At 51.7% G+C, this 25,471-nt stretch carries 26 protein-coding genes; 18 read left to right on the top strand and 8 right to left on the bottom strand.

Translation table 11 applies throughout. The features are described from left to right. Positions 1-120 precede the first annotated feature (120 nt). The 15 genes from DXB92_RS01905 to atpC all read left to right on the top strand — a co-directional run bounded on the left by DXB92_RS01905 (position 121) and on the right by atpC (position 17,028). Positions 121-675, top strand: a complete 555-nt coding sequence (locus tag DXB92_RS01905; RefSeq protein WP_117732077.1) for a GNAT family N-acetyltransferase — start codon at positions 121-123, stop codon at positions 673-675. A gap of 412 nt (positions 676-1,087) precedes the next feature. Next, positions 1,088-3,280, top strand: coding sequence for a cellulose-binding protein (locus DXB92_RS01900; RefSeq protein WP_117732075.1), 2,193 nt, complete (start codon positions 1,088-1,090; stop codon positions 3,278-3,280). Then, positions 3,277-4,053 (top strand): GH25 family lysozyme, encoded by a 777-nt coding sequence (locus tag DXB92_RS01895; RefSeq protein WP_117732073.1) that lies wholly within the window; start codon positions 3,277-3,279, stop codon positions 4,051-4,053. The genes DXB92_RS01900 and DXB92_RS01895 overlap by 4 nt, the downstream gene beginning before the upstream one ends. Before the next feature lie 12 nt (positions 4,054-4,065). Continuing rightward, positions 4,066-5,043 (top strand): mannose-6-phosphate isomerase, class I, encoded by a 978-nt coding sequence (gene manA, locus DXB92_RS01890; protein ID WP_117732071.1) that lies wholly within the window; start codon positions 4,066-4,068, stop codon positions 5,041-5,043. A 42-nt stretch (positions 5,044-5,085) separates the two neighbouring features. Beyond that, on the top strand, positions 5,086-6,030 hold the full coding sequence (locus DXB92_RS01885) for an ROK family protein (protein ID WP_040647285.1): 945 nt from the start codon (positions 5,086-5,088) through the stop codon (positions 6,028-6,030). A 493-nt stretch (positions 6,031-6,523) separates the two neighbouring features. Then, entirely contained in the window at positions 6,524-9,343 is a 2,820-nt protein-coding gene (locus DXB92_RS01880; RefSeq protein WP_117732069.1) for a cellulase family glycosylhydrolase, read from the top strand. Between the two features lie 849 nt (positions 9,344-10,192). Then, the gene (locus tag DXB92_RS01875; protein WP_169725993.1) at positions 10,193-10,924 is read left to right on the top strand and encodes a F0F1 ATP synthase subunit A; all 732 of its coding nucleotides are present in this window, start codon (positions 10,193-10,195) and stop codon (positions 10,922-10,924) included. 44 nt (positions 10,925-10,968) lie between these two features. Beyond that, the gene (gene atpE / locus DXB92_RS01870) at positions 10,969-11,175 is read left to right on the top strand and encodes an ATP synthase F0 subunit C (RefSeq protein ID WP_021681797.1); all 207 of its coding nucleotides are present in this window, start codon (positions 10,969-10,971) and stop codon (positions 11,173-11,175) included. A gap of 48 nt (positions 11,176-11,223) precedes the next feature. Continuing rightward, positions 11,224-11,430: an ATP synthase F0 subunit C gene (gene atpE / locus DXB92_RS01865; protein WP_021681798.1), complete on the top strand. Its 207-nt coding sequence runs from the start codon at positions 11,224-11,226 to the stop codon at positions 11,428-11,430. Between the two features lie 43 nt (positions 11,431-11,473). Beyond that, the gene (atpF, locus tag DXB92_RS01860) at positions 11,474-11,986 is read left to right on the top strand and encodes a F0F1 ATP synthase subunit B (protein WP_051343698.1); all 513 of its coding nucleotides are present in this window, start codon (positions 11,474-11,476) and stop codon (positions 11,984-11,986) included. Further along, positions 11,983-12,486, top strand: a complete 504-nt coding sequence (gene atpH / locus DXB92_RS14065) for an ATP synthase F1 subunit delta (RefSeq protein ID WP_021681800.1) — start codon at positions 11,983-11,985, stop codon at positions 12,484-12,486. Before atpF ends, atpH begins: the two co-directional genes overlap by 4 nt. A gap of 9 nt (positions 12,487-12,495) precedes the next feature. Further along, entirely contained in the window at positions 12,496-14,004 is a 1,509-nt protein-coding gene (atpA, locus tag DXB92_RS01855) for a F0F1 ATP synthase subunit alpha (protein ID WP_021681801.1), read from the top strand. Position 14,005: 1 nt separating this feature from the next. Further along, a complete protein-coding gene (gene atpG, locus DXB92_RS01850; protein WP_021681802.1) occupies positions 14,006-14,902 on the top strand; it encodes an ATP synthase F1 subunit gamma in 897 nt (298 codons plus the stop codon). Positions 14,903-15,206: 304 nt separating this feature from the next. Continuing rightward, on the top strand, positions 15,207-16,601 hold the full coding sequence (atpD, locus tag DXB92_RS01845; RefSeq protein ID WP_021681803.1) for a F0F1 ATP synthase subunit beta: 1,395 nt from the start codon (positions 15,207-15,209) through the stop codon (positions 16,599-16,601). A gap of 10 nt (positions 16,602-16,611) precedes the next feature. After that, positions 16,612-17,028 carry an ATP synthase F1 subunit epsilon gene (gene atpC, locus DXB92_RS01840; protein ID WP_021681804.1) on the top strand — a complete coding sequence of 139 codons (417 nt, stop codon included), beginning with the start codon at positions 16,612-16,614 and terminating at the stop codon, positions 17,026-17,028. Positions 17,029-17,081: 53 nt separating this feature from the next. Here atpC and DXB92_RS01835 read toward each other — a convergent pair whose 3' ends face one another. From DXB92_RS01835 to DXB92_RS01810, 8 genes are all read right to left on the bottom strand, one after another. Next, a complete protein-coding gene (locus DXB92_RS01835) occupies positions 17,082-17,483 on the bottom strand; it encodes a DUF2752 domain-containing protein (RefSeq protein WP_181976851.1) in 402 nt (133 codons plus the stop codon). Continuing rightward, on the bottom strand, positions 17,480-17,746 hold the full coding sequence (locus tag DXB92_RS01830) for a TM2 domain-containing protein (RefSeq protein ID WP_117732067.1): 267 nt from the start codon (positions 17,744-17,746) through the stop codon (positions 17,480-17,482). The genes DXB92_RS01835 and DXB92_RS01830 overlap by 4 nt, the downstream gene beginning before the upstream one ends. A 50-nt stretch (positions 17,747-17,796) precedes the next feature. Beyond that, complete coding sequence (locus DXB92_RS13430; protein WP_181976849.1) at positions 17,797-17,946, bottom strand: hypothetical protein; 150 nt, start codon at positions 17,944-17,946, stop codon at positions 17,797-17,799. A gap of 637 nt (positions 17,947-18,583) precedes the next feature. Beyond that, positions 18,584-19,969 carry a glycine--tRNA ligase gene (locus tag DXB92_RS01825; RefSeq protein WP_040646400.1) on the bottom strand — a complete coding sequence of 462 codons (1,386 nt, stop codon included), beginning with the start codon at positions 19,967-19,969 and terminating at the stop codon, positions 18,584-18,586. A gap of 126 nt (positions 19,970-20,095) precedes the next feature. Next, positions 20,096-20,683 carry a hypothetical protein gene (locus tag DXB92_RS01820; protein ID WP_117732065.1) on the bottom strand — a complete coding sequence of 196 codons (588 nt, stop codon included), beginning with the start codon at positions 20,681-20,683 and terminating at the stop codon, positions 20,096-20,098. A gap of 16 nt (positions 20,684-20,699) precedes the next feature. Next, positions 20,700-21,455, bottom strand: a complete 756-nt coding sequence (locus DXB92_RS13305) for a hypothetical protein (RefSeq protein WP_147330002.1) — start codon at positions 21,453-21,455, stop codon at positions 20,700-20,702. 205 nt (positions 21,456-21,660) lie between these two features. Then, positions 21,661-22,035: a DUF1284 domain-containing protein gene (locus DXB92_RS01815; protein ID WP_117732063.1), complete on the bottom strand. Its 375-nt coding sequence runs from the start codon at positions 22,033-22,035 to the stop codon at positions 21,661-21,663. Beyond that, the gene (locus tag DXB92_RS01810; protein ID WP_341473029.1) at positions 22,028-22,627 is read right to left on the bottom strand and encodes a biotin transporter BioY; all 600 of its coding nucleotides are present in this window, start codon (positions 22,625-22,627) and stop codon (positions 22,028-22,030) included. Before DXB92_RS01810 ends, DXB92_RS01815 begins: the two co-directional genes overlap by 8 nt. A gap of 339 nt (positions 22,628-22,966) precedes the next feature. Here DXB92_RS01810 and hrcA point away from each other — a divergent pair, with 339 nt between their 5' ends. Genes hrcA through DXB92_RS01795 form a run of 3 tightly spaced genes read left to right on the top strand, consistent with a single transcriptional unit; the run spans position 22,967 to position 25,301 of the window. Beyond that, complete coding sequence (gene hrcA, locus DXB92_RS01805; protein WP_117732123.1) at positions 22,967-24,046, top strand: heat-inducible transcriptional repressor HrcA; 1,080 nt, start codon at positions 22,967-22,969, stop codon at positions 24,044-24,046. Positions 24,047-24,062: 16 nt separating this feature from the next. Next, positions 24,063-24,668, top strand: coding sequence for a nucleotide exchange factor GrpE (grpE, locus tag DXB92_RS01800; RefSeq protein ID WP_117732061.1), 606 nt, complete (start codon positions 24,063-24,065; stop codon positions 24,666-24,668). A 15-nt stretch (positions 24,669-24,683) separates the two neighbouring features. Then, complete coding sequence (locus tag DXB92_RS01795; protein WP_117732059.1) at positions 24,684-25,301, top strand: hypothetical protein; 618 nt, start codon at positions 24,684-24,686, stop codon at positions 25,299-25,301. Positions 25,302-25,471: the final 170 nt, after the last annotated feature.

The raw sequence follows: 25,471 nt of genomic DNA, 5'->3' as shown, positions 1-25,471 counted from the left end.
CCCTCGGCGGAATCCAATCGTCGGGGGTTGTTTTTTCGTGGGACGAAAAATCACCGCAGGTCTTGACAACTTCCTCAAAAAGGTGTACCCTAGACAGAGAATCACCAAGGAGGTACGATCATGTCGATTCAGCTCCGTTCTGCAGTGCCAACAGATGCACCGGCACTGCTTGCCATTTATGCCCCTTATGTGGAGCAAACTGCCATTACATTCGAGTACGATGTTCCCACAGAGGCGGAGTTTACCCGCCGCATTGCGGACACCCTGCAAAACTACCCCTATCTGGTGGCAGAACAGGACGGCGTGCCGGTGGGGTACGCCTACGCCGGAAAATTCCACGAACGTGCTGCCTATGACTGGTCTGTGGAAACGTCTATCTATGTGGAACAGCACCGGAAGCGGCAGGGTATTGGCAGACTGCTCCACGATGCACTGGAACAGGAATTACAGCGGCGGCATTTCCTCAACATGAACGCCTGCGTTGCCTGTCCCATAGGGGAAAATGACCCCTACCTCACACGGGACAGCATTTGTTTCCATGAAAAACTGGGGTATCGCATGGTGGGCGAATTCCACCAGTGCGGCTATAAATTCGGACGGTGGTATCACATGGTGTGGCTGGAAAAGCATATCGGCAGCCACGAGGGAACGCCGCTGCCGGTACTGCGGGGATAATTTCAACAATGGATTTGCGTGAAAATTTTCCATGAAATCAATTTTCAAAAATATGTTGATTTAAATTGTGCAAGATTATGAAGCTTGACGAGTAAGGCTCCCCTGAAAGGGGAGCTGGCAGTGCGTAGCACTGACTGAGGGGTTTCCACTTATGCCGAAAACGTCATGAAAAGATTTTACGAAAAAACCTCTCCACCGCCTAACGGCGGTCCCCCTCGTACTGAGCGGTCCCCTCTGCCCTGCGGGCATCTCCCCACCCCGTGGGGAGTCACCCCTTTCAGGGGAGGCTATCATGAAAATGGATTTGCGTGAAAATTTTCCTCGTCCTATTGACTAATCTGCCGTTTTCGGGTATCATAAGAAGTAGGAAATTTTTGCAGTATCCCCTGCACGGAATACGGAGGACACATACATGAACAAACAAGGACGGTTCACAGCCGTTTTGCTGAGCGGAGTTATCCTCTGCGGCATCGGCACCGGCTGTGCCGCGGACGGCTCCAAAACTGCCAAGGCAGACTACACATGGAGCAATGTTGCCATTGGCGGCGGCGGATATGTCACCGGCATGGAGTATAACCCCAAGGAAGAAGGGCTGGTCTATGCCCGCACAGACATCGGCGGACTGTACCGCCGGAAAAAGGACACTGCCTGGGAACCGCTGACGGACTTTCTGGGGGCGGACGAATGGGGCTATATCGGGATCGAGAGTATGGCGACAGATCCGGTGGAGCCGAACCGCGTTTATTTTGCCGGCGGCACGTATATGAGCGATGATGCGGCACTGTTTGCCTCGGACGATTACGGCGAAACGTGGACACGCTTTGATGCTCCGTTCAGCTGCGGCGGCAACCAGTCCGGACGGGGCTGCGGCGAACGCATGTGCGTCAACCCCAATAACAACAAGGAAGTCTGGTTCGGCAGCCGTGACAGCGGTCTGTGGAAAACCACCGACTACGGCAAGAACTGGGAAGAGGTCACCTCTTTTCCGGAAAAGGGCGACTATAAACAGGAGAGCAACAGTATCGGCATTCTGTGGGTGACTTTTGATCCGACTTCCGGCGACATGTACGTCGGCGTGGCAATGACAGACGGCACCTGCATTTATAAAAGCACAGACGGCGGCGACAGCTGGACGGCACTGGCTGCCAATGCGGCAGGCATGTACCCGCTGCATGCTGCATTCTCCAACAGCGGAAAGCTGTATCTGGCGTACTCTGACAATTGCGGTCCGAATCTGTCCCCCACGGCTGGGGCAGTCTATGTGTACGATACCCAGTCGGACAGCTTCACGGATATTACACCTGATCTGAACGACGGCAGACAGGGCGGCTTCGGCGGCATTTCCGTAGATGTCCGGAATCCGGATACGGTGGTGGTTTCCACGCTGGGCTGGTGGTCGGACAACGGCGACAATCTGTACTATACCACCGACGGCGGCGACAGCTGGAGCGGACTGTTCAACCTGAACACCAAGGAAAACCACTACCAGATGGACACCGCACAGGCGGAATGGCTGGACTGGGGCAGAGGTGAAAATCAGGCGAAAACCGGCTGGTGGGTGGCAGATGTCAACATCAACCCGTTCAATTCTGACGAAGTGATGTACGGTACCGGTGCAACGATCTATTCCACCCAGAACATGACGAAGATCGGCACAGAGCCGGTGACCATTGCCTTTGATGCCTACGGGCTGGAAGAAACGGCAGTGTTCAAGATGCTGGCACCGCCCAGCAAGGACGATTCGCCCCAGCTGTATTCCATTATGGGAGATCTGACCGGCTTTGCCCACAAGGACGTGACACAGTGCCCCGATGATGCCCACTTCATGAAAAACGGCAAGCCCACAGATTTAGATGTGGCATTCCAGAACCCCAACACGGCGGTATACCTCAGCGAGGAAAAGACCACCACGATCAATTTCACGCAGGACGGCGGTGCCACATGGGAAACCGTAAAGCACAAGCCCGACCCCGCCACCGGCGGACAGGTGGCAATGTCCGCAGACGGCAGCTCCACGATCTGGGTGCCCAACAGCATTTCCGGAAAGCCCTATGTGACCACTGACCTCGGAAAGACGTGGTACTATGTGGAAGGACTGGGCTTTAACGCCAAAATTGCCGCCGATCGGGTGAACCCGAAGGTGTTCTATGCCACCTGTGACGGGCTGTTCTACGTGTCCAGGGACGGCGGCGTGACTTTCGAATCCACGGGACAGATGGTGGCAGATTCTGCTGAACCGGTGACGGTGTTCGGGCAGGAGGGCAACGTCTGGATCTCCAGCAGCACCATGATCATGTACACGGAGGACGGCGGCGAAAGCTTCCAGACTGTAAAGACCCTGCCCACCGTGGACAGCATCGGCTTCGGCAAGGGCAAAGAAGAAGACAGCTATCCGGTGATCTATGCCGAGGGCGATGACGGCGAAAACGGCTACGGCATCTATCGCTCGGAGGACAAGGGCAAAAGCTGGATCAGAATCAACGACGAGCAGCATAAGTTCGGAAACCTGAACCCCAAGTACATCACCGGTGACAGCAATGTCTACGGCAGAGTGTACTTCTGCACAGACGGACGGGGAATCGTAATGGGTGATATTGCTTCGTGAAAAAAAGACATTATGGAAAATACATTTTTCGCTGGATCATGACCTTGCTGTTGCTGGCGGGGCTGGTGTTTGCCGGCATCGGCGGCACAAGGCTGCTGCACATCTATCTGACCAGCACCGGCAGGCAGGCGGCAGATGTTCCCAGCAAACAGGATTATCCGGTGCGTGGAGTTGATCTGTCCTACTATCAGGGCAATATCGACTGGGACGTGCTGGCATCGCAGGACGTGGACTTCTGCTTTATCAAGGCGACCGAGGGCGTTGACCACAACGACAGCCAGTTTGCACAGAACTGGCAGACAGCACAGGCGGCGAAGATCTACGTGGGAGCATATCACTTTTTCCGGTTTGAGAACACGGGAAAGGAGCAGGCGGAAAACTTTATCCGCACAGTGCCGGTGACGGAAAACACCCTGCCGCCGGTGATCGATGTGGAATTGTACGAGTCGCTGGGCGGCAGCATGCCGGACACCGGCACCGCAAGGCAGAACTTACAGGAAATGCTGGACCTGCTGGAAGCCCATTACGGGGTAAAGCCCATTCTCTACGCCGCCCCCAACACCTATCGGGCATATGTAAAATCGTTTGCAGAGGACTATCCGATCTGGATCAGTAACTACTATTATAAGCCCTATTTCGACTGGACATTCTGGCAGTATACCGATTCCGGCGAACTGGAGGGCTATGACGGCTATCAGACACACATTGACCTGAACGTCTACGCCGGAAGCATGGACGAGTTCCGGCATCAGTTCGGCTTACAGGCATTTTAGAAAGGAACTATTATGACAGAACCAATTTTTTTGCAGGGAATCTGCAAGGACTATCTCTGGGGCGGCAATCGCCTGCGGGAGGAATTCGGCAAGGAAAGCGATGCTGACAAGATCGCTGAAAGCTGGGAACTCGCCTGCCACAAGGACGGCAGCAGCATACTCACTTCCGGCAGTGATGCAGGGCTGAACCTGCGGGAATATCTGGACAAGAACGGCACCGCATTCCTCGGCACCAACTGTGCGGACTGCACCACTGTGCCGGTGCTGATCAAGCTGATCGATGCCAAACAGGATCTGTCCATTCAGGTGCACCCCGATGACGACTACGCCATGCGGGTGGAGGGAGAAGCCGGCAAGACAGAAATGTGGTACATCGTAGATGCGGCACCTCACGCTGCCCTGTACTACGGGCTGAAACAGGAAGTGACAAAGGCGGAATTCGAACAGCGGATCCACGCCCAGACCTTGACAGAAATTCTCAATCGGGTGGAGGTCAAGCCGGGAGAACTGTACTTTATCCCCTCCGGTACGCTGCACGCCATTGGTGCGGGGATCCTGCTGGCGGAGATCCAGCAGAACTCCAACACTACCTACCGTGTCTATGACTACGGCAGACGGGGAGCAGACGGCAAGCTGCGTCCGCTGCACATTGCAAAGGCTCTGGACGTGACCAATCTCCGTCCCATTGCTCCTACGGTGCAGTATCCTGCGGAGGCGGTTGCCGGCGGCACGGTGCGGAAGCTGGAAGCGTGCAAGTATTTCGCTTCGGACGTGGTGACTGTGCACGGCACGGTTGCATTTACCGTAGGGACAGAATCGTTCCACCACCTGCTGTTCCTGTCGGGAGAAGCCACTCTGCAAACAGAATCCGGCAGCTATCCGGTGAAAAAGGGCAGCAGCGTGCTGCTGCCTGCCGGACTGGGAGCCTATACCGTGACCGGCGAAAGCGTACAGTACGTGGTTACCCGCGTGGACGAAAAATTGAGTTGACAATTCCACATGATGGATTTGCATATTGAGGAGGAAACATATATGAAGTATTACATTGGTATTGATCTGGGCGGCACAAATATTGTTGCCGGCGTAGTCAACGAAAGCTATGAGATTCTGGCAAAGGCAAGCGTCAAGACCAACCTGCCCCGTCCGGAAGAAGAAATCGCTGCGGATATGGCAAAGGTTTCGCAGGAAGCTGCGGAAAAGGCTGGTCTGACTATGGCGGACATCGAGTGGATCGGCGTAGGCACACCGGGCGTTGCCAACAGTGCCACCGGCGTGATCGAATATTCCAACAATCTGGGCTTCAACAACACTCCCATGGTGAAGTATCTGGAAACTGCACTGGGCAAGCCCACCTTTATTGAAAACGATGCCAACGCTGCTGCATACGGCGAATATGTTGCCGGTGCTGCAAAGGGTGCCAAGAATGCAGTCTGCATCACACTGGGTACCGGCGTAGGTGCCGGCATCGTCATTGACGGCAAGATCTACAGCGGCTCCAACTTCGGCGGTGCAGAAGTTGGTCACACTGTCATTTCCGTAGACGGTCCGCAGTGCACCTGCGGCAGAAAGGGCTGCTTCGAGGTATACTCCTCTGCAACCGGTCTGGTTCGCATGACCAAGGAGGCACTGGCAGCCAATCCGGAAAGTGCCATGAAGGACGAGGAACGTATTTCCGCACGGACTGCGTTCAACTACATGCGTGCCGGCGATGCTACCGCAAAGCAGGTGGTTGACGATTACATCAAGTATCTGGCAGCTGGTATCACCAATACCATTAACATTTTCCAGCCGGACATTCTGTGCATTGGCGGCGGCGTGTGCAACGAGGGCGATCCGCTGCTGGTTCCCATGAAGGAGATCGTCAAGAAGGAAGTCTACACCCGCAACTCCGCAAAGAATACCGAGATCGTGATCGCGAAGCTGGGCAACGATGCCGGCATTATCGGTGCGGCATTCCTGGGCAACGCACACGACTAATGGCAGCACTGCATCAAGCCGCCTGACGGCTTTGCACGATTTGTGTCACAACCACATAGGGCAATACCGCACAAAGAGCGTCTGGCGACTTTGCACGCCATCTGCTTGCAAATTTCCCGTCATATTTCACAAAAATGCTCGTGAATACATCAAGTATTCACTCCGCTTTTTGTTTCATCTGACGAAAAATTTGACGACGCATCTGTCGCACAATCTTTGTGCGGTATTGCCATAGAAAATCAATCTGATAAGCACCCCGAAAGTCAAATGCACCGGTTTTCGGGGTGCTTTTGTATCAACATTCTGTACAATTCCCTAAAATGAGATTTGTGCATCTTGCCGGTTTCTTGGAAAATGGAGGGAGTGAACGGGGAAAATCTCTTGACAGCTTGCACAAAAGGTGATAGAATAAAGTGGATAAGGTGAGCACTGCTTCAGACGGCAGAGGACTGTTCTGTGCAGGTTACACAAAAAAGATAAGGAGTTCGATCACATGAAGTTTATGAAGAAACTGCTCAGCACCATGACGGCTGCGGCAATCGGGCTGTCCATGACCACTGCACTGTCTGTGGGAACCTCTGTTGCATCTGCGGCAGACAAGACCGCGGTACAGATGGTGGAGGACATGGGTCTGGGCTGGAATCTGGGCAACGCTCTGGATTCGACCAACACATGGACCAGCAACCCCTCTCCGGCAGATATTGAAACTGCCTGGGGCAACGTGGTTGCGACCGAAAACATGATCAAGGAAGTCAAGAAGGCTGGCTTCAACACCGTCCGGATCCCTGTCACCTGGTGGGATATGACCGGTGCTTCCGGCACCGCAAAGATGGATTCGTTTGATGGTACGGTTGCAGATCAGTATCTGGCAAGAGTCAAGGAAGTCGTAGACTACTGCGTGGATAACGGTATGTATGCGATCATCAACACCCACCACGATGAGGAGTGGGAAAAGGATACCTCCAAGATCGCAACATTTGAAAAGCTGTGGAAGCAGATCGCGACCTACTTTGAAGGCTATGACGAACATCTGGTATTCGAGGGTATGAACGAAGTCAGCTTCTCCACCAGCGATGCCATGACCTATAATCAGGCGTTTGTAGACACCGTCCGTGCAACCGGCGGCAACAACAAAGACCGTCTGCTGATCTGCACCGCAGACAGCAACAACACCGCAAAGGCACTGTCCAGCAGCTTCTCCATGCCGAAGGACGACTCCAATATGCTGGCGGTTTCCGTGCACTATTATGAACCGCCGACGTTCTGCGTTGCAGACACCACTTCCACCTGGGGACATCGGGAAACATGGGGCACTGCCGCAGACCTGAGCAAGGTGGAAAAGGATTTCAACGACCTCAAGACCAAGTTCACTGACAATGGCTATGGCGTTGTGATCGGTGAATACGGTGCATGCAATGCCGACAAGTACGGCGTAAATACCACACCGTATAACAAGGACGAAGAATCCATCAAGGCATTCTATCAGGCAATTGCTTCTACAGCATACAACATGGACGGTATCTGCCCCGTTGCATGGGACGACTCTGACTCCGGTACGATCTGCCTGTTCAGCCGTAAGAATATGAAATGGTTTGACGAAGACCTGAAGAACATCTTCTCCAACATTGCTTCCGGCGGAAATGTAGACCCCGGCAAGCAGAAGACCGACCGTCTGACATTCCAGGCAAGCGACGTTGCAGACGGCAGCGATCTGCTGATCGACCTGAAGCCCTACAAGGATTACGGCGTAAACTTGACTTCTGTTGTCATCAACTATACAATTAAGGGCAACAAGGCTTCTTATGGTACCGGCGGTGCAGTACAGTACAACATTGTAGACAGCAATGACGGTTCTTCGCACTGGGCATACCAGCCGTATTCGTTCACAGTCGGAGAAAGTGTAACGACAGTAGACATTCCGGCAACCACCAAGGCAACTGACGAGGACGGAAACGAATTCGAAGGTCCGCTGGATATGGACTACCTGAAGATCGGTCACTGGTATGACTGGACCGACCCGAAGGGCGGCAAGGTAGAATGGTCTTATGTTGATGTCACTCTGATCTTTGACGGCTTCTTCTATGTAGACGGCGATCCGGATCAGACAACAGCAACGACACAGACTACTACTGAAGCACCGAAGACCACTACTACAGAAGCTACCACAACTGCACAGCCGCAGGGCGACCCGATCGGTAAGGCATACTTCATTGGTATGATCGGTGCAGCAAACAACTGGGCAGAGGGCGACGATGAGGGTGCCGCAGTGACACCGATCACCGGCGACGGCACATACAGTGTAGACTGGGACGTTACCGGCGGCGGTACCGATACGGTTCAGTTCCTGGCAGTTTTGATCACACCGGACGGCGAAACCGAAAACTTCACCACCGATACCTTCAAGGGTCTGAAGGTTTCTCTGGACGAAGTTTGGGTTGACGGCGTAAAGATCGAAGATTACACCGTTAGTGAAAAGGCAATCAACACTCACTATTATGAAGGTGAGGGCCCGGGCGTTACCCGACTGTACCTCCACGATGACTGGTCCACCAAGATCAAGGATCTTGCAAGCAATACCACCATTACAAAGGATATTCGCGTAGTATTCACCATTTCCGGCACTGGTCACGAAGGTCCGGCAGTGACTACCACAGAACAGACTACCACCACAACCGAAAAAATTACTACCACTACAACCACTACAACTACCGAAGCAACTACTGAACCGACTACCACCACAACCACTACCACAGCAATTGAAACAACCACCACTGAGGCAACTACTGAAGCGACTACCACTACAACCACTACCACAACGCCGGAACCGACCACAACAACGACTGCGGAAACAACTACCACCACCGAAGCAACCACAACTACAACAGAAGCAACCACCACTACCGAAGCAACCACAACCACTCCGGAACCGACGACCACCACAGCAGAAACCACGACTACAATCATGACGATGCTGACTACCACAGAAACCACTACAACGACAACCACCACCGAAGAAACTACTACTACCACAACAACTACCACTACTACAACGACAACCACGACCACTACCACCCAGTATGAGGGCCCGATGCCGAAAACGCTGTTCGGTGATGTGAACATGGACGGCAGAATCGACATCACAGATGCTGTTCTGCTGAACAAGATGGTAGCTGGTGTAGTTGAAGCAAACCAGTCCCAGCGTCTGAACGGCGATGTCAACGGCAACGGCGAGATCGATTCCGCTGACGGTCTGGTACTGCTCATGTTCGTGATCCAGCAGATCAACACCCTGCCGTATCAGGCAGAAATCTGATCGGTGAAAGGCTGTTAAAAGTTTAGGCAATACCGCACAAAGAGCGTCTGGGGACTTTGCACGCCATCTGCTTGCAAATTTCCCTTCAGAGCCTGTTTCGTATCTTCCCGCACGCATCTTGCGTGCATATTTTCCGAGATATTTCGGGAAAATACTCGAAAATCCACAAAGGATTTTCTCCGTTTTTCCCTTCATCTCTCAAAAAATCTGACGACGCAATCTGCATACGTCAGATACGAAACAGACTCTCATATTTCACAAAAATGCTCGTGAATACATCAAGTATTCACGAGCATTTTTGTTTCATCTGACGAAAAATTTGACGACGCATCTGTCGCACAATCTTTGTGCGGTATTGCCTTTATCCGATGATTTTCTCATCATAAAAAGAGCACTGTGTCCTGCATACTGCGGGCACAGTGCTTTTTCTTTTGTGAAAATACAGTCTGCACGGGCGTTTTACATGAGTATGTTCAAGAATGGCATTTTTCACAATGTGAAATTTGTGAAAAATACCGGAGAAGGGGAAAACTAACGCAATATCTAACAAAAAAGCGGAATTTTACTTAAAAAACAGCACCTAAATCCGGCGGATACTTATCATTATTCCGGAAAGTGTTGTTCCTTTGTGAAATGTGCAACAAAACAAGAAAAGAAACTAGTAGAAATCGTCATGAAAGTCGATTGACTTTTTTCGAAAATCGTCCTATAATAAAGGAAACAGCAATAAACACGCTGTTGATTTTCGCTTTTCAGGAGAATTGGAAAGAACAGGGAATCCTGCGGAATTCCGCGGAAAACCACTGTTTCTCTCTCCGGAAAAACGATGCAGAAAAGGTGGTGGATACAATGGGTGAAGAACTGCAGGAACAGCTGCATACCCGGATCCTCTGGGAGAGTCCGTTTGACGTACCGCTGGTGGGACCGATCCACATCAGTGAATCGGTCGTCATGACATGGTTCCTTATGGCGATCATTATGGTGCTGGTACTGATACTGACACGGAATCTCAAGATCGTACCGGGAAAGCGGCAGGCGTTTCTGGAAATGGCGGTCACATGGCTCACAAACTTCTTTGAGGGCAACATGGGCAAAGCCGGCAGACGCTATGTGCCCTATCTGAGTACCGTGCTGATCTATCTGGGAATCGCCAATATGATCGGCATGTTCGGGTTCGGCATGAAGCCTCCCACAAAGGACATCAACGTCACCGTGGCACTGGCACTGATGAGCATTATCCTCATTGAAGCGTCAACATTTCGGGCTCAGGGCGGCATCAAGGGCTTTTTGAAGTCCTTCACAAAGCCGATGGCTCTGCTGACACCGCTGAATGTGATGGAGATCGCCATTCGTCCGCTGTCGCTGTGTATGCGACTGTTCGGTAACGTACTGGGTGCTTTCGTTGTCATGCAGCTGATCGAACATGTCTGTGGTCTGATTATCCCGATGGTGTTCAGCATGTACTTCGATGTGTTCGACGGACTGATTCAGGCGTATGTCTTTGTATTCCTGACATCGCTGTTCATGGCAGAAGGCATGGAAGTCGAGGAGGAGAGTGTGCCGAAGTTACAGCAGGCATAGCTTGCTGCAATCCCACTCGGCAGCTACAGAAAGGAGCGTTCCCTATGGTAGGAGCAGGTATCGCAGTATTGACAGGTATCGGTGCAGGACTTGGCATCGGTATCGCAACGTCCAAGGCAACAGAAGCCATTGCCAGACAGCCGGAGGCTGCCGGAGCAATCAACAAGGCACTGCTGCTGGGCTGTGCACTGGCAGAAGCAACCGCCATCTATGGTTTCGTTGTTGCACTGCTGATGGTTATCATGAAGTAAAAAACACGCCCCCGCAAAACAACGCGGGCAGAAAGGTAGGAATTGAAAATGATAGGAGCAGGTATTGCAGTATTGACTGGTATTGGTGCCGGTCTGGGTATCGGTATCGCAACATCCAAGGCAACAGAAGCCATTGCCAGACAGCCGGAGGCTGCCGGAGCGATCAACAAGGCACTGCTGCTGGGCTGTGCACTGGCAGAAGCAACCGCTATTTATGGTTTCGTTGTTGCACTGCTGATGGTCATTATGAAGTAAAAGGACCACCTTCTGAATCTGAGAGAAAGGAGCACGGCTTTTCTTGGAAAAAGCTGTGAGAGTGGATATGTTAGATTTTGATTTTTGGACCATTTTGTTTTCCGTCATCAATATCCTCGTGCTGTTTTTCTTTCTGAAAAAATTCCTTTTCGGCAGAGTAAATGCCATGCTGGAAAAGCGGGCACAGATGGTGCAGGCGGATATGGACGAAGCCAAGCAGCATGCCGCTGATGCGGAAAAGCTGAAGAATGCATATGAGGAAACCCTGAGCGGTGCCAAGCAGGAAGCAAAACAGATCATTGCGACCGCAGAGCAGAATGCACACGCACAGGGCAGCGAGATCACTGCCAAGGCTCAACAGCAGGCAGACACGCTCCTCAAAGAAGCACAGAAGGAAATCGAACGGGAACGCCGGCAGACACTGGACGGCGTACAGGGCGAGATCGCCGATCTGGCACTGGCTGCCGCTTCCAAGCTGATGGAGCAGAAAGTGGACGACCAGACCAACCGCGAGCTGGTGAATGCGTTCTTGTCTGAGGAAGGAGCAGGAGAATGAATGGTGCAGTGACATCTTATGCAACCGTGCTGCTGACGCTGCCAAATGCGTCAGATGCCGTGGCAGATGCACAGCAAACCTTTCAGAACTGCCCCCTGTTGACGGATTCCCTAAGCAACCCGACGATTTCGGAGGCGGAAAAGTTTGCAGTGATCGACCGGATCTTTCCGGAATCCCTGCGGACCTTCCTGAAGGTTGTCTGCCAAAACGGTCAGATCGACAGCATACTGGAGATTTTTTCAGAATATCAAGCATTGGAACGCCGGCAAAGACATTGTGCTCATGCCGTGCTGGAATATGTAACGCCGCTGACAGACGCACAGCTGACAGCGATGAAAAAAATGATCTGTGCAAAAACCGGCGAACCGGAGGTACAGTTGGAACTGCACCAGAATCCGGAACTGCTGGGAGGCTTTATCCTGCATATCGGCGATGACGAGTATGACCGCAGCGTGCGTTCTGCCGTCCGCAATATGCGAAAGAGCCTGATACGGAGGTGAGGGTAAGACATGAGTACCATGAATGCAAGTGAGATTATATCCGTTTTAAAAAGCGAGATAGAGGACTTCGATCGGAAGTCCGGCGTGCAGGAAACCGGTACAGTCGTTCGTGTGGGCGACGGTATCGCAACGGTATTCGGCATGCAGCATGCCATGTACGGCGAACTGGTAGAATTTGAAACCGGTGTACGAGGCATCGTACAGAACTTGGAAACCAAGACCATCGGTGTCGTTCTGCTGGGCAGTGACTATGGCATTACAGAGGGTACTTCTGTTGTCCGTACCGGAAAGCGTGCCGGTATCGGCGTAACGCAGAAAATGATCGGCAGAGTTGTCGGTGCACTGGGAAACCCGATCGACGGCGGCGATCCCCTGACAGCAGAGGATTATTTCCCGATCGAACACGAAGCACCCGGCGTGGCGTACCGGAAATCGGTCAATGTACCGTTACAGACCGGTATCCTTTCCATTGACTCGATGTTCCCCATCGGACGCGGTCAGCGTGAATTGATCATCGGCGACCGTCAGACCGGTAAGACATCGATTGCTGTGGATACGATCATTAACCAAAAAGGACAGAATGTCATTTGTATTTATGTCGCAATCGGACAGAAGTCCTCGACAGTTGCAAAGATCGTTTCTACCCTGAAAAAGAATGATGCAATGGAGTATACCATTGTCATGTCTGCATCTGCCAGCGAACCGGCTCCGGTACAGTACATCGCACCCTATGCCGGCACGGCGATCGCAGAGTATTTCATGAGTCAGGGCAAGGACGTGCTCATTGTATACGATGACCTTTCCAAGCACGCGGTGGCATACCGTGCAATGTCCCTGCTGCTCCACCGTCCGCCCGGGCGTGAAGCTTATCCGGGTGACGTATTCTATCTGCACTCCCGTCTGCTGGAACGTTCCTGCCGTCTGGACGATGCACACGGCGGCGGTTCGATCACCGCACTGCCGATCATCGAAACACAGGCAGGCGACATCTCTGCCTATATCCCGACCAACGTCATCTCCATTACAGACGGACAGATCTTCCTCGAGAGCGAACTGTTCAACGCCGGTATGCGTCCGGCAGTCAACGTCGGTCTGTCTGTATCCCGTGTCGGCGGTGCCGCACAGACCAAGGCGATGAAGAAAGCCTCCGGTCAGATGCGTGTGGATCTGGCACAGTTCCGCGAAATGGAAGTCTTTACACAGTTCAGTTCCGATCTGGATCCTGCTACGCAGGCAATGCTGGATCACGGTCATGTGCTGATGGAACTGCTCAAGCAGCCGCTGTATCACCCTCTGGCAATGTGGAAAGAGGTCGTGATCCTGTCCGCAGCCTCCAACGGTCTGCTGGACGATGTGGCATTGAGCGATCTGCGTTCGTTCCGCGAGGGACTGATGAACTATGTGGAGGCAAACGGTGCGGCGATCGTTACCGAAATGAAAGAAACCGGCAAGCTTTCCGACGAATCCAGAGAAAAGCTGCTGGAACTGGTGCGTACCTATAAGAAGCAGGTGAACTAAAATGGGCAACATGCGTGAGATCCGTGACCGGATCAAGAGCATCAACGACATTATGAAAATCACCAATGCCATGTATCTGATCTCCTCCTCCAAGCTGAAAAAGGCGAAAAAGGATCTGGCGGCAACACAGCCCTATTTCAATAAGCTGCTGTATGCTATGCGGAGTATCCTTTCCCGTGCACCGGAGGACATCGATATGCGGTATTTCGATCAACGGGAGGAGATCAAGCCCGAAGACCGGAAGGTGGGCTATATTGTCATCACTGCGGACAAAGGCATGTGCGGCTCCTATAACCACAATATCATCAAGCTGACAGAGCAGAAAATGGCGGCACACAAGCAAAGTCACCTGTACGTCATGGGACAGGTGGGAAGAATGTACTTCCAGCGGCGTGCCCGTGCCGGAGAACTGGACGTGGATACAGAGTTTATCTATACCACCCAGAACCCTACGCTCTATCGTTCCCGCCGCATTGCGGAGCAAATGCTGAAAGCGTTTGACGAGGGAAAGCTGGACGATGTGTATATTATCTATACCGATATGGTTTCGTCCATTGCCTTTGAACCGAAAATTTTGCAGCTGCTTCCGCTGGATGCAGAGCACTTTGTACAGAGTAAGGGCGAGATCACCAAGCACCATGAGGCAGTGTTCTCCCCCAGCCCGAATATCGTTATGGAGCATCTGACTCCGAACTTTATGAAGGGCATGATCTATGGTGCCATGGTCGATTCGTTCTGTAGTGAACAGCAGGCGAGAATGTCTGCCATGGACTCTGCAACCACCAGTGCGAAGGATATGTTACAGGATCTGTCGCTGCAATATAACCGTGCAAGACAGGCGGCAATCACGCAGGAGATCACAGAGATCGTCAGCGGTGCAAATTCCGCCGAATTGTGAAGACAGGTTCTAAGAACAGCACGACACCAAGCAGTGCTGTCTAAGGCAATACCGCACAAAGAGCGTCTGGCGACTTTGCACGCCATCTGCTTGCAAATTTCCCGTCATATTTCACAAAAATGCTCGTGAATACATCCAGTATTCACTCCGCTTTTTGTTTCATCTGACGAAAAATTTGACGACGCATCTGTTGCACAATCTTTGTGCGGTATTGCCCTAAGAATTGGAAGGCTCGGCAGCGGCGGAGTCGGCGGGTGTCATCTGATGCCCGCTGTGCCGCCGCCGTCTGGAAAGGAATGATGATATGGAAAAAGGGAAAATCGTGCAGGTTTTAGGACCTGTCATTGATGTGGCATTCCCGGGAAAGCTTCCGATGATCAAGGATGCATTGACCGTCGATAACGGCGGAAAGACCTGTGTCATGGAAGTGGCACAGCATATGGGCAACGGCATCGTCCGCTGCATCAGCCTGTCCTCTACGGAGGGCTTCGCAAAGGATATGGAAGTCACCGCCACCGGTTCCTGTATCAAGGTGCCGGTCGGTACCGCCACACTGGGCAGAATGTTCAACGTGCTGGGCGAAGCGATTGATGATGCCGGTGAAGTCAAGACCGAAGAAAAGTGGCCGATCCACCGTCCGGCTCCGTCGTTCCGCGATCAGAGTCCGGTAGTCGAGATTCTGGAAACAGGTATCAAAGTTATTGACCTGCTGGCTCCGTATGCAAAGGGCGGTAAGGTCGGTCTGTTCGGCGGTGCCGGCGTTGGTAAGACCGTCCTGATTCAGGAACTGATCCACAACGTTGCGACCGAACACGGCGGCTATTCTATTTTCACCGGTGTCGGCGAACGTTCCCGTGAGGGTAATGACCTGTGGAACGAAATGAAAGATTCCGGCGTTATCGAAAAGACGGCTCTGGTATTCGGACAGATGAACGAACCGCCGGGGTCCCGTATGCGTGTGGCACAGACTGGTCTGACCATGGCAGAATACTTCCGTGATGAAAAGCATCAGGACGTGCTGCTGTTTATCGATAACATTTTCCGTTATGTACAGGCAGGTTCTGAAGTTTCCGCCCTGCTGGGACGTATGCCGTCTGCCGTAGGCTATCAGCCGACACTGGCAAACGAAGTCGGCGAACTACAGGAGCGTATCACTTCTACCAAGAACGGTTCTATCACCTCTGTACAGGCAGTTTACGTGCCGGCAGATGACCTGACTGACCCGGCTCCGGCGACTACGTTCGCACATCTGGATGCGACGACTGTATTGTCCCGTAAGATCGTGGAACAGGGTATTTATCCGGCAGTAGATCCGCTGGAATCCACCTCCCGTATTCTGGAACCGGACGTAGTGGGCGAAGAACACTATCAGGTAGCCAGAAAGGTGCAGGAACTGTTGCAGCGGTACAAGGAATTGCAGGACATTATCGCAATTCTGGGTATGGAAGAACTGGACGAGGATGACAAGCTGGCAGTATATCGTGCCCGTAAGATCCAGAAGTTCCTCTCACAGCCGTTCAACGTGGCAGAAGTCTTTACCGGTCTGCCGGGCAAGTACGTACCGCTGCGGGAAACCATTCGCGGCTTTAAGATGATCGTAGAGGGTGCTATGGATGAACTGCCGGAAAATGCGTTCTTCAACGTGGGCACTATCGACGAGGCGATCGCGAAAGCCGAGAGCATGAAGAAGGAATCGTGAGGGATGTACTATGGCAAACACATTTCAGCTGGAGATTCTGGCATCTGACCGCCCGTTCTATGTAGGTGCGGCAGAGCAGCTGGTGTTTCCGACAGTGGACGGTCTGATGGGCATTTTGCCGGGACATGAGTCCATGGTCACCATTGTCAGCCCCGGAGAACTGAAATATCTGGTGGACGGCGAATGGCACTATGCGGCGATCAGCGAGGGCTTTGCCGAAGTGCGTCGGGACTATGTGCTGGTGCTGGGTGATGCCATCGAACTGCCGGAAGAAATCGATGCCAAGCGTGCCGCAGAGGCTGCCGAGCGTGCGAAAGAACGGCTGCTGCATAAGCAGAGCATTATGCAGTACTATCACAGTCAGGCTGCCCTGAACCGTGCAATGAACCGTCTGAAGATCTCCAAGCGACACAATCATGAAATTTAAATGCAGTTTTTTGCATGAAAAAACACCGCTTCTCAGTCTGGGAAGCGGTGTTTTTATTTGCATAGTGTGATCGCCGGAAAAAAGTTTCGCACGATGTCATACCCCAGCACTATCGCAAGCACAATTACCAGTGCGGCCGTCCGCCGCGGAAGAATCTGCCGTGGTTTGCCTATGGCGGTGCAGACCAGTTCCGCATAGCGGCAGAGCAGGGCAGCACAGAGCGTGCCGATCATGGGGTTGCAGCCAAGCGAACGGAGCACCTGCCCTTTGCATAGAGCCAGTACCGCACGGGTATTTCCGCAGGCGGGACAGAGCCAGCCGGTGGTTCGGTAGAATATGCAGTCCGGCAGCGGCAGAGCCTCCAGAACGTGCAGCAGCGGGCGGTGCAGGCAGACCAGTAGCACTGCTCCAAGGAACAGCCCGATGCTCCATAGGCAGGCGGTGCGGCGGCTCAATGCCGCAGAGGCACGCCGGTATTGTCGCGGAATTTGCCCAGCAGAATGTGAAACAGATCTACCAGTGTTCCGATCAGGAAAAAGCCGCCGGTGCACAGCCAGAGCAGCCCTGTGCCGATTTTTCCCACATAGAACCGGTGCAGTCCTGCGATCCCGAAAAATCCCAGAATACACAGCAGCAGAGCCGGCATTTTTCGCTTGTCGCTGGTAATGGTGACGTATTGTGCCATAATCTCAAAACCTTTCTTGTTTTTCTGTATCATACCAGATTTTTCGGGGAATGTCAAGGGGGAGTTGAGATTTGCGGTGATAATTACGGCTTTATTATGTTAGGGGACTTCTTGAAGTAGGGGGCGATGCCCACATCGCCCCGCCGGTTGACTTTTTTCAATATTGCCGCCCCTGAAAGGGGAGGCGGTGGAGGGGTTCTGCTGAAATCTTTTACTTTTGTTTCAGGTTTCACAGAAGAAATCCCTCCGTCTGCCCTTACGGGCAGCCACCTCCCTTTTCAAGGGAGGCTATTATAGAAAAAACATTTTTGTGCAGTTTCTAATGCTGTCGTGTCGAAACCGTCCGGCGGAATTCGCTCGTACCTCGCTGTCCGCCTAGGGCATGCCAACGCCGATTGTTGATCTTGCCTGTATTGTTAATGTTGATATTCAAGTGTTTTCCGATACAGGTGGGTAACTTTATTTCATACGGCGTTTGCAAGCTCGCATATAAGCCTCCCTTAAAAAGGGTGACTCCCCACGGGGTGGGGAGATGCCCGCAGGGCAGAGGGGACCGCTCAGTACGAGGGGGACCAGCGAAGCTGGTGGAGGGATTCTTTTCTCTCTACAGCAGCCAACCGATTTCACAAGAAGCAAAAAAAGAAAAGAGTTCGCATTCCACTTGTATTATAAGATTCAAGTATCACCCGAAGTTTCCACCAACAAAAATCCCCCGGCGGGGCATACAGGCGGCTGCTGCCGCCGTAACACTACCCTTTTTACAGTTGAAATTGGGGCGTAAGGTCAGCGGCGACTCGCCGCTTGACCGAAAAAGGGCACCCTCTGTAGCAGAGAGTGCCCTTTGAAAATTTGCTGTGTATTTCCTGAAGCTTACAGAGTTACCTTGTCCTGCAAATAGCTTACCAGTTCATCGATCGGCATGCGAACCTGTTCCATGGTGTCGCGGTCGCGGACGGTGACGCAGTTGTCCTTTTCTATGGTGTCGAAGTCTACCGTGATGCAGAACGGAGTACCGATCTCGTCCTGACGGCGGTAACGCTTACCGATAGAGCCGGTTTCGTCGTAGTCTACAGAGAAGTGCTTTGCCAGAACGGCGTATACTTCCCGAGCCTTGTCGCCCAGCTTCTTGGACAGCGGCAGAACCGCAGCCTTGTACGGTGCCAGTGCCGGATGCAGGTGCATTACCACACGGGTGTCGTTCTTTTCTGCATCTACCACTTCTTCGTCATAAGCTTCTGTCACAATGGACAGGAACAGACGCTCTACGCCCAGAGAAGGCTCGATAACGTAAGGAATATACTTGGTATTTTCTTCCTGATCCATGTATTCCAGCGACTTGCCGCTGTGTTCCTGATGCTGTGTCAGGTCGTAGTTGGTTCTGTCTGCAACGCCCCACAGTTCGCCCCAGCCGAAGCTGAACTTGTATTCAAAGTCGGTGGTTGCCTTGGAGTAGAAGCACAGTTCCTCCGGATCGTGGTCACGCAGCCGCAGGTTTTCTTCCTTCAGACCCAGTGTCAGCAGGAAGTTCTTGCAGTAGCTTCTCCAGTACTGGAACCATTCCAGATCGGTGTCCGGCTTACAGAAGAACTCCAGTTCCATCTGCTCGAATTCGCGGACGCGGAAGATGAAGTTACCCGGAGTGATCTCGTTTCGGAAAGACTTACCGATCTGAGCCACGCCGAACGGCAGCTTTTTGCGGGTGGTACGCTGGATATTGGCAAAGTTTACAAAGATGCCCTGTGCAGTTTCCGGACGCAGGTACAGTTCGGACTTGGAATTCTCGGTTACACCCTGATAGGTCTTGAACATCAGGTTGAACTGCCGAATGTCGGTGAAGTCCGTCTTGCCGCAGTTCGGGCAGGGGATCTGCTTTTCGCGGATATAGTCCATCATCTGCTGATTGGTCCAGCCGGCAGGGTTGGTGCCGTCGAAATCTTCAATCAGGTTGTCCGCACGGTGTCTGGTCTTGCAGGACTTGCAATCCATCAGCGGGTCAGAGAAACCGCCCAGATGACCGGAAGCCACCCATGTTTCCGGATTCATAATGATCGAAGCGTCCAGACCGACGTTGTACGGGGACTCCTGTACAAACTTCTGCCACCATGCACGCTTGATGTTGTTTTTCAGTTCCACACCCAGAGGGCCGTAGTCCCAGGAGTTTGCCAGACCGCCGTAGATCTCAGAGCCCGGGTATACAAAGCCGCGGGACTTGCAGAGGTTTACGATTTTATCCATGCTTTTCTGATCGTTGGTCAACATTTTCGTATTCTCCCTTGTTTGAATTTGCTTGCTGTATACAGCATTGGTATCTTTTATATTGTACCGGAAAACTGCGGAAATGTCAAGTGTTTTGTGAGAATGAAAATAATCGGGAAGGATTCTCTAAATCCCCAGTGCCTCCCTGACAGTCATCAGGTCGTTCTGAGTGTCCTTTTCGCCGTCATCCCGCCAGATCATCAGTGCATAATCTGCACCGCTGTCGGGCATAATGCCGTATAGGGTGCGGTCTTCGTTGTCGGGATAGTAGTCGATTCGCCAGGATTCATCCTGTACAATAGTTTCATGTTCTATGGTGCTGTACTGGCTCAGCTCGTCCAGCCGTTCCTGCATATTGTTATAGTATGTCGTTGTACCGATCTCCAGGAAGATGGTGCGTCCCTGCTCGGCGTCGTAGAAGGTATAGTTATAGTATGTGTTATCAATGCGTCCCAGCCGGAATTCCCAGCTGTCCAGGACTGCCTGCGGTGGCTGGTATTGTGTAATGCCGGGCTGTTTTTCGGGAAAGTCTGCGGTAAGTGCGTCCAGCGTTTCGTATTCTGTGTAGGTGATGGGGTCTTTGTAAACGACTTCTTCGGTGGTTTCTGTTGTGGCAACTGTACTTTTATTTTTTTGTGCTGTGTTCGATGTCGTACCACAACCAGCACAAACCAACATTGCAATAGTAATGGATAGAATTAATGCTTTTTTCATATAAATCGCCTCGCTTTTAATATTTGTTTTTATTTTTGCTTAATGTGGATGCACATTGTGGGCATGTTACAGCACTTTTCGCAATTTCATAATTTGAATGATTCTTGCCCCATATACAATCTGGGTAACGATCTGGAAGTACTGCATAATGATCAGCTACACCGTATAGATGTCCAATTTCATGGATAGCAGTTTTTGATACAAATGCGTATACATCTGTTCCCTTTTGAGATTTTGGAACTTTATAATCGTAATCGCAGGAGACAATTTTACGTGAATCGGTCCAAGTAACGCCGTTTAATCCATGATGTGGATTATTATCGCATATGAATGCAGCTGTGATTAACCAATGGGCTGTTTTGGCATTAGTAGGGTTGGGAAAAGAGTTCCTATATACTTGTGCGTTACTATGGTGATGAGTCCCATTATCACACTGTGTGTTTGAGTAGCACGCACATCCATGTCTTACTGTATAATTATAATTGGGTGCATTTTCCGCACACTGGCTTGCAGGCGTAGAATATATGTCAAGATTTGAAGATGTAACGTTGACGCTGATATTTCTTGCTGAAAAATAAGTTTCGATACGAGATTCAATAGCCGGACGGCGTTCGGTAAATGTGGTGGGAATGCCATAAATTGCAGTTTCTGTTGTGTCCATGTAAGTTCTAACGGTTAATGTGGCATAGCTTTTTGTCGCCAGTTGTGGTGAAAAGAATAAGGATGTTCCAACAATACAAGATGTTATGATTTTGAATACTGCTTTTTTCATAGAAATACCTCCTCGTTGCATTTTTTGATGGAATAATATGGATATAAAGACATATATCTTATAGCCACATTATATCATATCGGAATATAAAAAGTCAATATAAAAATACAAAATACGTGTTTTCGCACAAAGTAAATTTAATTATTTATGCAAAATAAATAAAACGCGTGCATATATCGTTGAATATACGCACGCGTTTCCTATATTATTTAGTGCTTCCGCAAATAGAATACCACTGGCAATCGCCGCAGATGTCCTGTAGCAGTCCCGGTTCCAGAATGTGCCGGCTTACCCGGTCGGTAAATTCGCTCCACCGCAGGACACTGCCCACAGAAAGACCGCAGAACATGAGAACGGCACTGTCATAGCGTTGTACCTTTTCCGCCGCATCGCACACATGGGACAGGCTGTGGGGACAGCTGGCACAGATGCAGTCCGTGCCGCCGGTCAGGGTGATATATGGGTCATCCTGCCGGAACAGCCGCAGCATTTCCGTCATGTTTGCGGTAAATGCTTCGCTGTAGCCGTGCCCGCAGAAAAACGCCGAGCACAAGCCGTGGTGTGGCCGTAGTTTATACACGCTGGATCAGCCGCTTCGGGAGCCGCTTTCCAATCAGGATTGCCAGAGCCATTTTTACGCAGTCCGGCAGAATGAACGGGAATACGCACCAGCCCAGTGCAGTCAGCAGTCCCACAGAACCGGAATCCTTGGCGTATACGATCATGAACCACGCAGTACCAAAGGCGTAGCACACCGCCAGTCCCAGCACCAGTGCCAGAATCATTACCGGTAGCTTCTCCCCGAAAAAGTGGGTAATCAGCCAGTAGAGCAGACCGGTGAACAGGAAACCGATAATGTAGCCGCCGGTGGTGCCGAACAGAATGCCGATGCCGCCGGTAAAGCCGGCGAATACCGGAACGCCCACGGCTCCCAGTACAATATAGATCAGAATGGAAATGGTGCCGCCCTTGCCGCCCAGTGTGGTGAGAGCACAGAATACGGCAAAGGTCTGCATGGTGAACGGCACGGTCATGGGAATCTGGATCCATGAGCATACGGCAATGATCGCCGCGAACAGGGCAATCTGCACCATTGCCACGATCTTCTGGTGCTGGGTCTTCTTGGCAGTCATGCCGGATTCGGCAGCTGCGGTCTGTGTTTGCTGTTTCATAGGAAAAAGTCCTTTCTGGATTGGATTGGAGAGCGTCGGCTTGCGGGAAATTCCCCGCCGCAAAGCGTGTGCTAACGCTGCAACGTTCCCATTATAGCACAGTCGGCCTTATTTGTCAACCTATTTGAAATAGAAATCAGGTGACAAACCGCAAAAACTTTGCAAGCAGGCTTCAAATTTGCACAAAATGCACATTTTTATAAATCTGATTTTGTACATTCCTACAAAAGTTGAAAAAGCCCTTGACAATCGTCCGGAATCATGGTAAATTTATATTAGCACTCAGAGAGAATGAGTGCTAACACTTTAAAAGTGAATCTGCCAGAAAGGATGGTTATTGTGGATGCACGAAAACGAAGAATTCTATCGGCGGTAGTCGATCTGTATATTCGGACCGGTGAGCCAGTGGGGTCGAAAACGATCTCGCAGTTACCGGACATTCATGTGTCTGCGGCAACTGTCCGGAACGACATGGCGGTATTGGAAGAACTGGGGTATCTGGAACAGCCGCACACCTCTGCGGGACGCGTGCCTACCTTTAATGGGTACCGCATGTACATCGAGGAGATCAGTGCTGAGGGAACGCTCCCCCAAGAGGAACGGGACCGGCTGGACGAGATGCTGGGCGATGAGAGTCAGCTGACAGAAGATCTGATCCTGCAAAGTGCCACCACGGCACTTTCCCAGATCACCAAGTGTGCCACCGTGGTTTCCAACTTCGCACCGAAATATTCGGTGATCTCGAAAGTGGACGTGATCCCTACAGGGAAACGCATGTATGTGGTGTTGCTGATCACGTCAGACGGCAAGATCAAGAATCGTGCCTGCCGGTTACAGTTTGACCTCACCCATGAACACATGGACTTTTTCAAGCACTTCATGGAAGAAAATCTGGAGGGCGTTTCGGTTTCCGACTTGTCGGAAGAAAAGCTGGAACAGATGATTACCGCCATGGGCACTTACATGATGACGTTAAGTCCGCTGGTGCAGGGCATTTGCGAAATGTCCAAGGATTTGCAGCAGAATGAGTTGTATATGACTGGGGAGCAGAACCTGTTCTCCTGTGACGATCTGGACAAGGCGGAAGTCGCCAAGTTCATGATGCACAAACAGGAATTATCCGGACTGCTGGACGATTCGTTTCAGGGCATCAAGGTCATGTTCGGTGAGGAGGGCAATGATTTCGTCATCGGCAACTCCAGTATGATCGTTTCCAAGTATCAGAAAGGCGATCACACCGCCGGTTCGCTGGGTGTCATCGGACCGATGCGGCTGAATTACGCCAAGGTGATACCTTATATAGAATATTTTACCGAAAAAATCTCACACCTGATTTCGGAAGACGACGATACGCCGTTGCCGGAACTGGAATGTATCGGGCAGACGGAGCCGCCAAAGGATCCCAAGCCGGAACAATAGAAAGGACGTGTTAGCAATGGCAGACGAAAAGGAAACCAAGAAGCCGGAAACCGAAGCACAGCAGCCGGAAGATGCAAAGACAGAGAACGCACCGGAAGAAGCTGCTGCACCGGAAGCCAAAGCCGGGGAAACCAAAGCTGCGGACGGCAAGGACGACAAAAAGAAGAAGAAAAAAGACCTGAAAGATGCACTGGCACAAAAAGAAGCAGAACTGGCGGAACAAAAAGACCAGCACCTGCGGCTGATGGCAGAGTATCAGAACTACCGCAACCGCACCACCGAGGAGAAAAAGAAGATCTACGGTGATGCCAAGGTGGACTGTGTAAAGGAACTGCTGAATGTCATGGATACGTTCGAACGGGCTCTGGAAGCACCTTGTGCCGATGAGAACTACAAAAAGGGCGTGGAACTGACATTCACACAGATCCAGAAAGCATTCGAAAAGCTGGGCGTGACAGAAGTTGCCGCACTGGGTGAAACCTTTGACCCGAATCTCCACAATGCAATCAAGCAGGTGGACGACAGCGACTACGAGAGCGACAAGGTCTGCGAGGTGTTCCAGAAAGGATACCTGCTGGGGGATCGGCTGATCCGTCCGGCAATGGTTGCCGTTTCTGTGTAGGCAGGAGGCAGCAGCGTGAAGAAACACACAGCGTCCCTCATGACGGCGGCGATGCTGCTGACAGTGGCGTGGCTGACAGGGTGTGATTCCAAGGAACTGGAACAGCCTGCCGGCACTGGTACTGCACCGGCACTGGAAACTACTGCGGAGCCGATAACGGAAGCAGCAACCGAAGCTATAGAAGCCACGGAGGCAGCTGGGCAGAGCTTTGACGATTACGCCGCGTTTGCTGCGGCAATGGCAGAACAGTATCCGGAAAAGACACTGTACACACCGCCGGAAAGCGTACTGGCAGCGTGGACGTGGAAAGAGATTCAGCTGAAAACGGACGGTTATCAGTACCAGCTGTACAACGCTGAAACGCAGGAAACTGTAAACCTCCTGATCAGCATGGAGCCGCTGTTTCAGAATGCACAGGAAATTGTGGATTCTATGGCAGATCTGACAGATGTCACAGCGACACTGGTCGATGCAGGCTGCTGCCTGTGCCAGTGGAATGACAGCGGCGAATATGCCCTGTACGGCATTACCGGTGACATGGGTGCCAATTATATTGTCACACTGGAGCATGCAGATCAAACGCCGGCTTCGGCAGACGAACTCACCGCACTTCGCAGCGAGTTCTGGCTGTAAGAGCTTGTGTTCATAGGAAATGTGTGCGGATTTTCGAGCAAATTTTGTTGCAGACAAGGCAAAAATTCGCAGGCATACTTGGTGTCTGGCAAGAATTTTTAACGCAGTATGCAGCAAAATTTGCCGAAAAGACGCAGGCAGATGCCTATGCACACAAGTTCTAAAAGCAA

Origin of the sequence: Ruminococcus sp. OM06-36AC, assembly GCF_003438725.1 — a bacterium.
GTDB classification, from domain to species: Bacteria; Bacillota; Clostridia; order Oscillospirales; family Ruminococcaceae; genus Ruminococcus_C; species Ruminococcus_C callidus.
The sequence above is the reverse complement of the archived record's forward strand: the minus strand, read 5'-3'. Positions and strand labels throughout refer to the sequence as shown.

What these genes read in the sequence shown, in the direction of transcription:
- DXB92_RS01905 (WP_117732077.1), top strand. Translation starts at nt 121, where the DNA reads ATGTCGATTCAGCTCCGTTCTGCAGTGCCAACAGATGCACCGGCACTG.
- DXB92_RS01900 (WP_117732075.1), top strand. Translation starts at nt 1,088, where the DNA reads ATGAACAAACAAGGACGGTTCACAGCCGTTTTGCTGAGCGGAGTTATC.
- manA (WP_117732071.1), top strand. Translation starts at nt 4,066, where the DNA reads ATGACAGAACCAATTTTTTTGCAGGGAATCTGCAAGGACTATCTCTGG.
- DXB92_RS01885 (WP_040647285.1), top strand. Translation starts at nt 5,086, where the DNA reads ATGAAGTATTACATTGGTATTGATCTGGGCGGCACAAATATTGTTGCC.
- DXB92_RS01880 (WP_117732069.1), top strand. Translation starts at nt 6,524, where the DNA reads ATGAAGTTTATGAAGAAACTGCTCAGCACCATGACGGCTGCGGCAATC.
- DXB92_RS01875 (WP_169725993.1), top strand. Translation starts at nt 10,193, where the DNA reads ATGGGTGAAGAACTGCAGGAACAGCTGCATACCCGGATCCTCTGGGAG.
- atpE (WP_021681797.1), top strand. Translation starts at nt 10,969, where the DNA reads ATGGTAGGAGCAGGTATCGCAGTATTGACAGGTATCGGTGCAGGACTT.
- atpE (WP_021681798.1), top strand. Translation starts at nt 11,224, where the DNA reads ATGATAGGAGCAGGTATTGCAGTATTGACTGGTATTGGTGCCGGTCTG.
- atpH (WP_021681800.1), top strand. Translation starts at nt 11,983, where the DNA reads ATGAATGGTGCAGTGACATCTTATGCAACCGTGCTGCTGACGCTGCCA.
- atpA (WP_021681801.1), top strand. Translation starts at nt 12,496, where the DNA reads ATGAGTACCATGAATGCAAGTGAGATTATATCCGTTTTAAAAAGCGAG.
- atpG (WP_021681802.1), top strand. Translation starts at nt 14,006, where the DNA reads ATGGGCAACATGCGTGAGATCCGTGACCGGATCAAGAGCATCAACGAC.
- atpD (WP_021681803.1), top strand. Translation starts at nt 15,207, where the DNA reads ATGGAAAAAGGGAAAATCGTGCAGGTTTTAGGACCTGTCATTGATGTG.
- atpC (WP_021681804.1), top strand. Translation starts at nt 16,612, where the DNA reads ATGGCAAACACATTTCAGCTGGAGATTCTGGCATCTGACCGCCCGTTC.
- DXB92_RS01830 (WP_117732067.1), bottom strand. Translation starts at nt 17,746, where the DNA reads ATGATACAGAAAAACAAGAAAGGTTTTGAGATTATGGCACAATACGTC.
- DXB92_RS01820 (WP_117732065.1), bottom strand. Translation starts at nt 20,683, where the DNA reads ATGAAAAAAGCATTAATTCTATCCATTACTATTGCAATGTTGGTTTGT.
- DXB92_RS13305 (WP_147330002.1), bottom strand. Translation starts at nt 21,455, where the DNA reads ATGAAAAAAGCAGTATTCAAAATCATAACATCTTGTATTGTTGGAACA.
- DXB92_RS01810 (WP_341473029.1), bottom strand. Translation starts at nt 22,627, where the DNA reads ATGAAACAGCAAACACAGACCGCAGCTGCCGAATCCGGCATGACTGCC.
- grpE (WP_117732061.1), top strand. Translation starts at nt 24,063, where the DNA reads ATGGCAGACGAAAAGGAAACCAAGAAGCCGGAAACCGAAGCACAGCAG.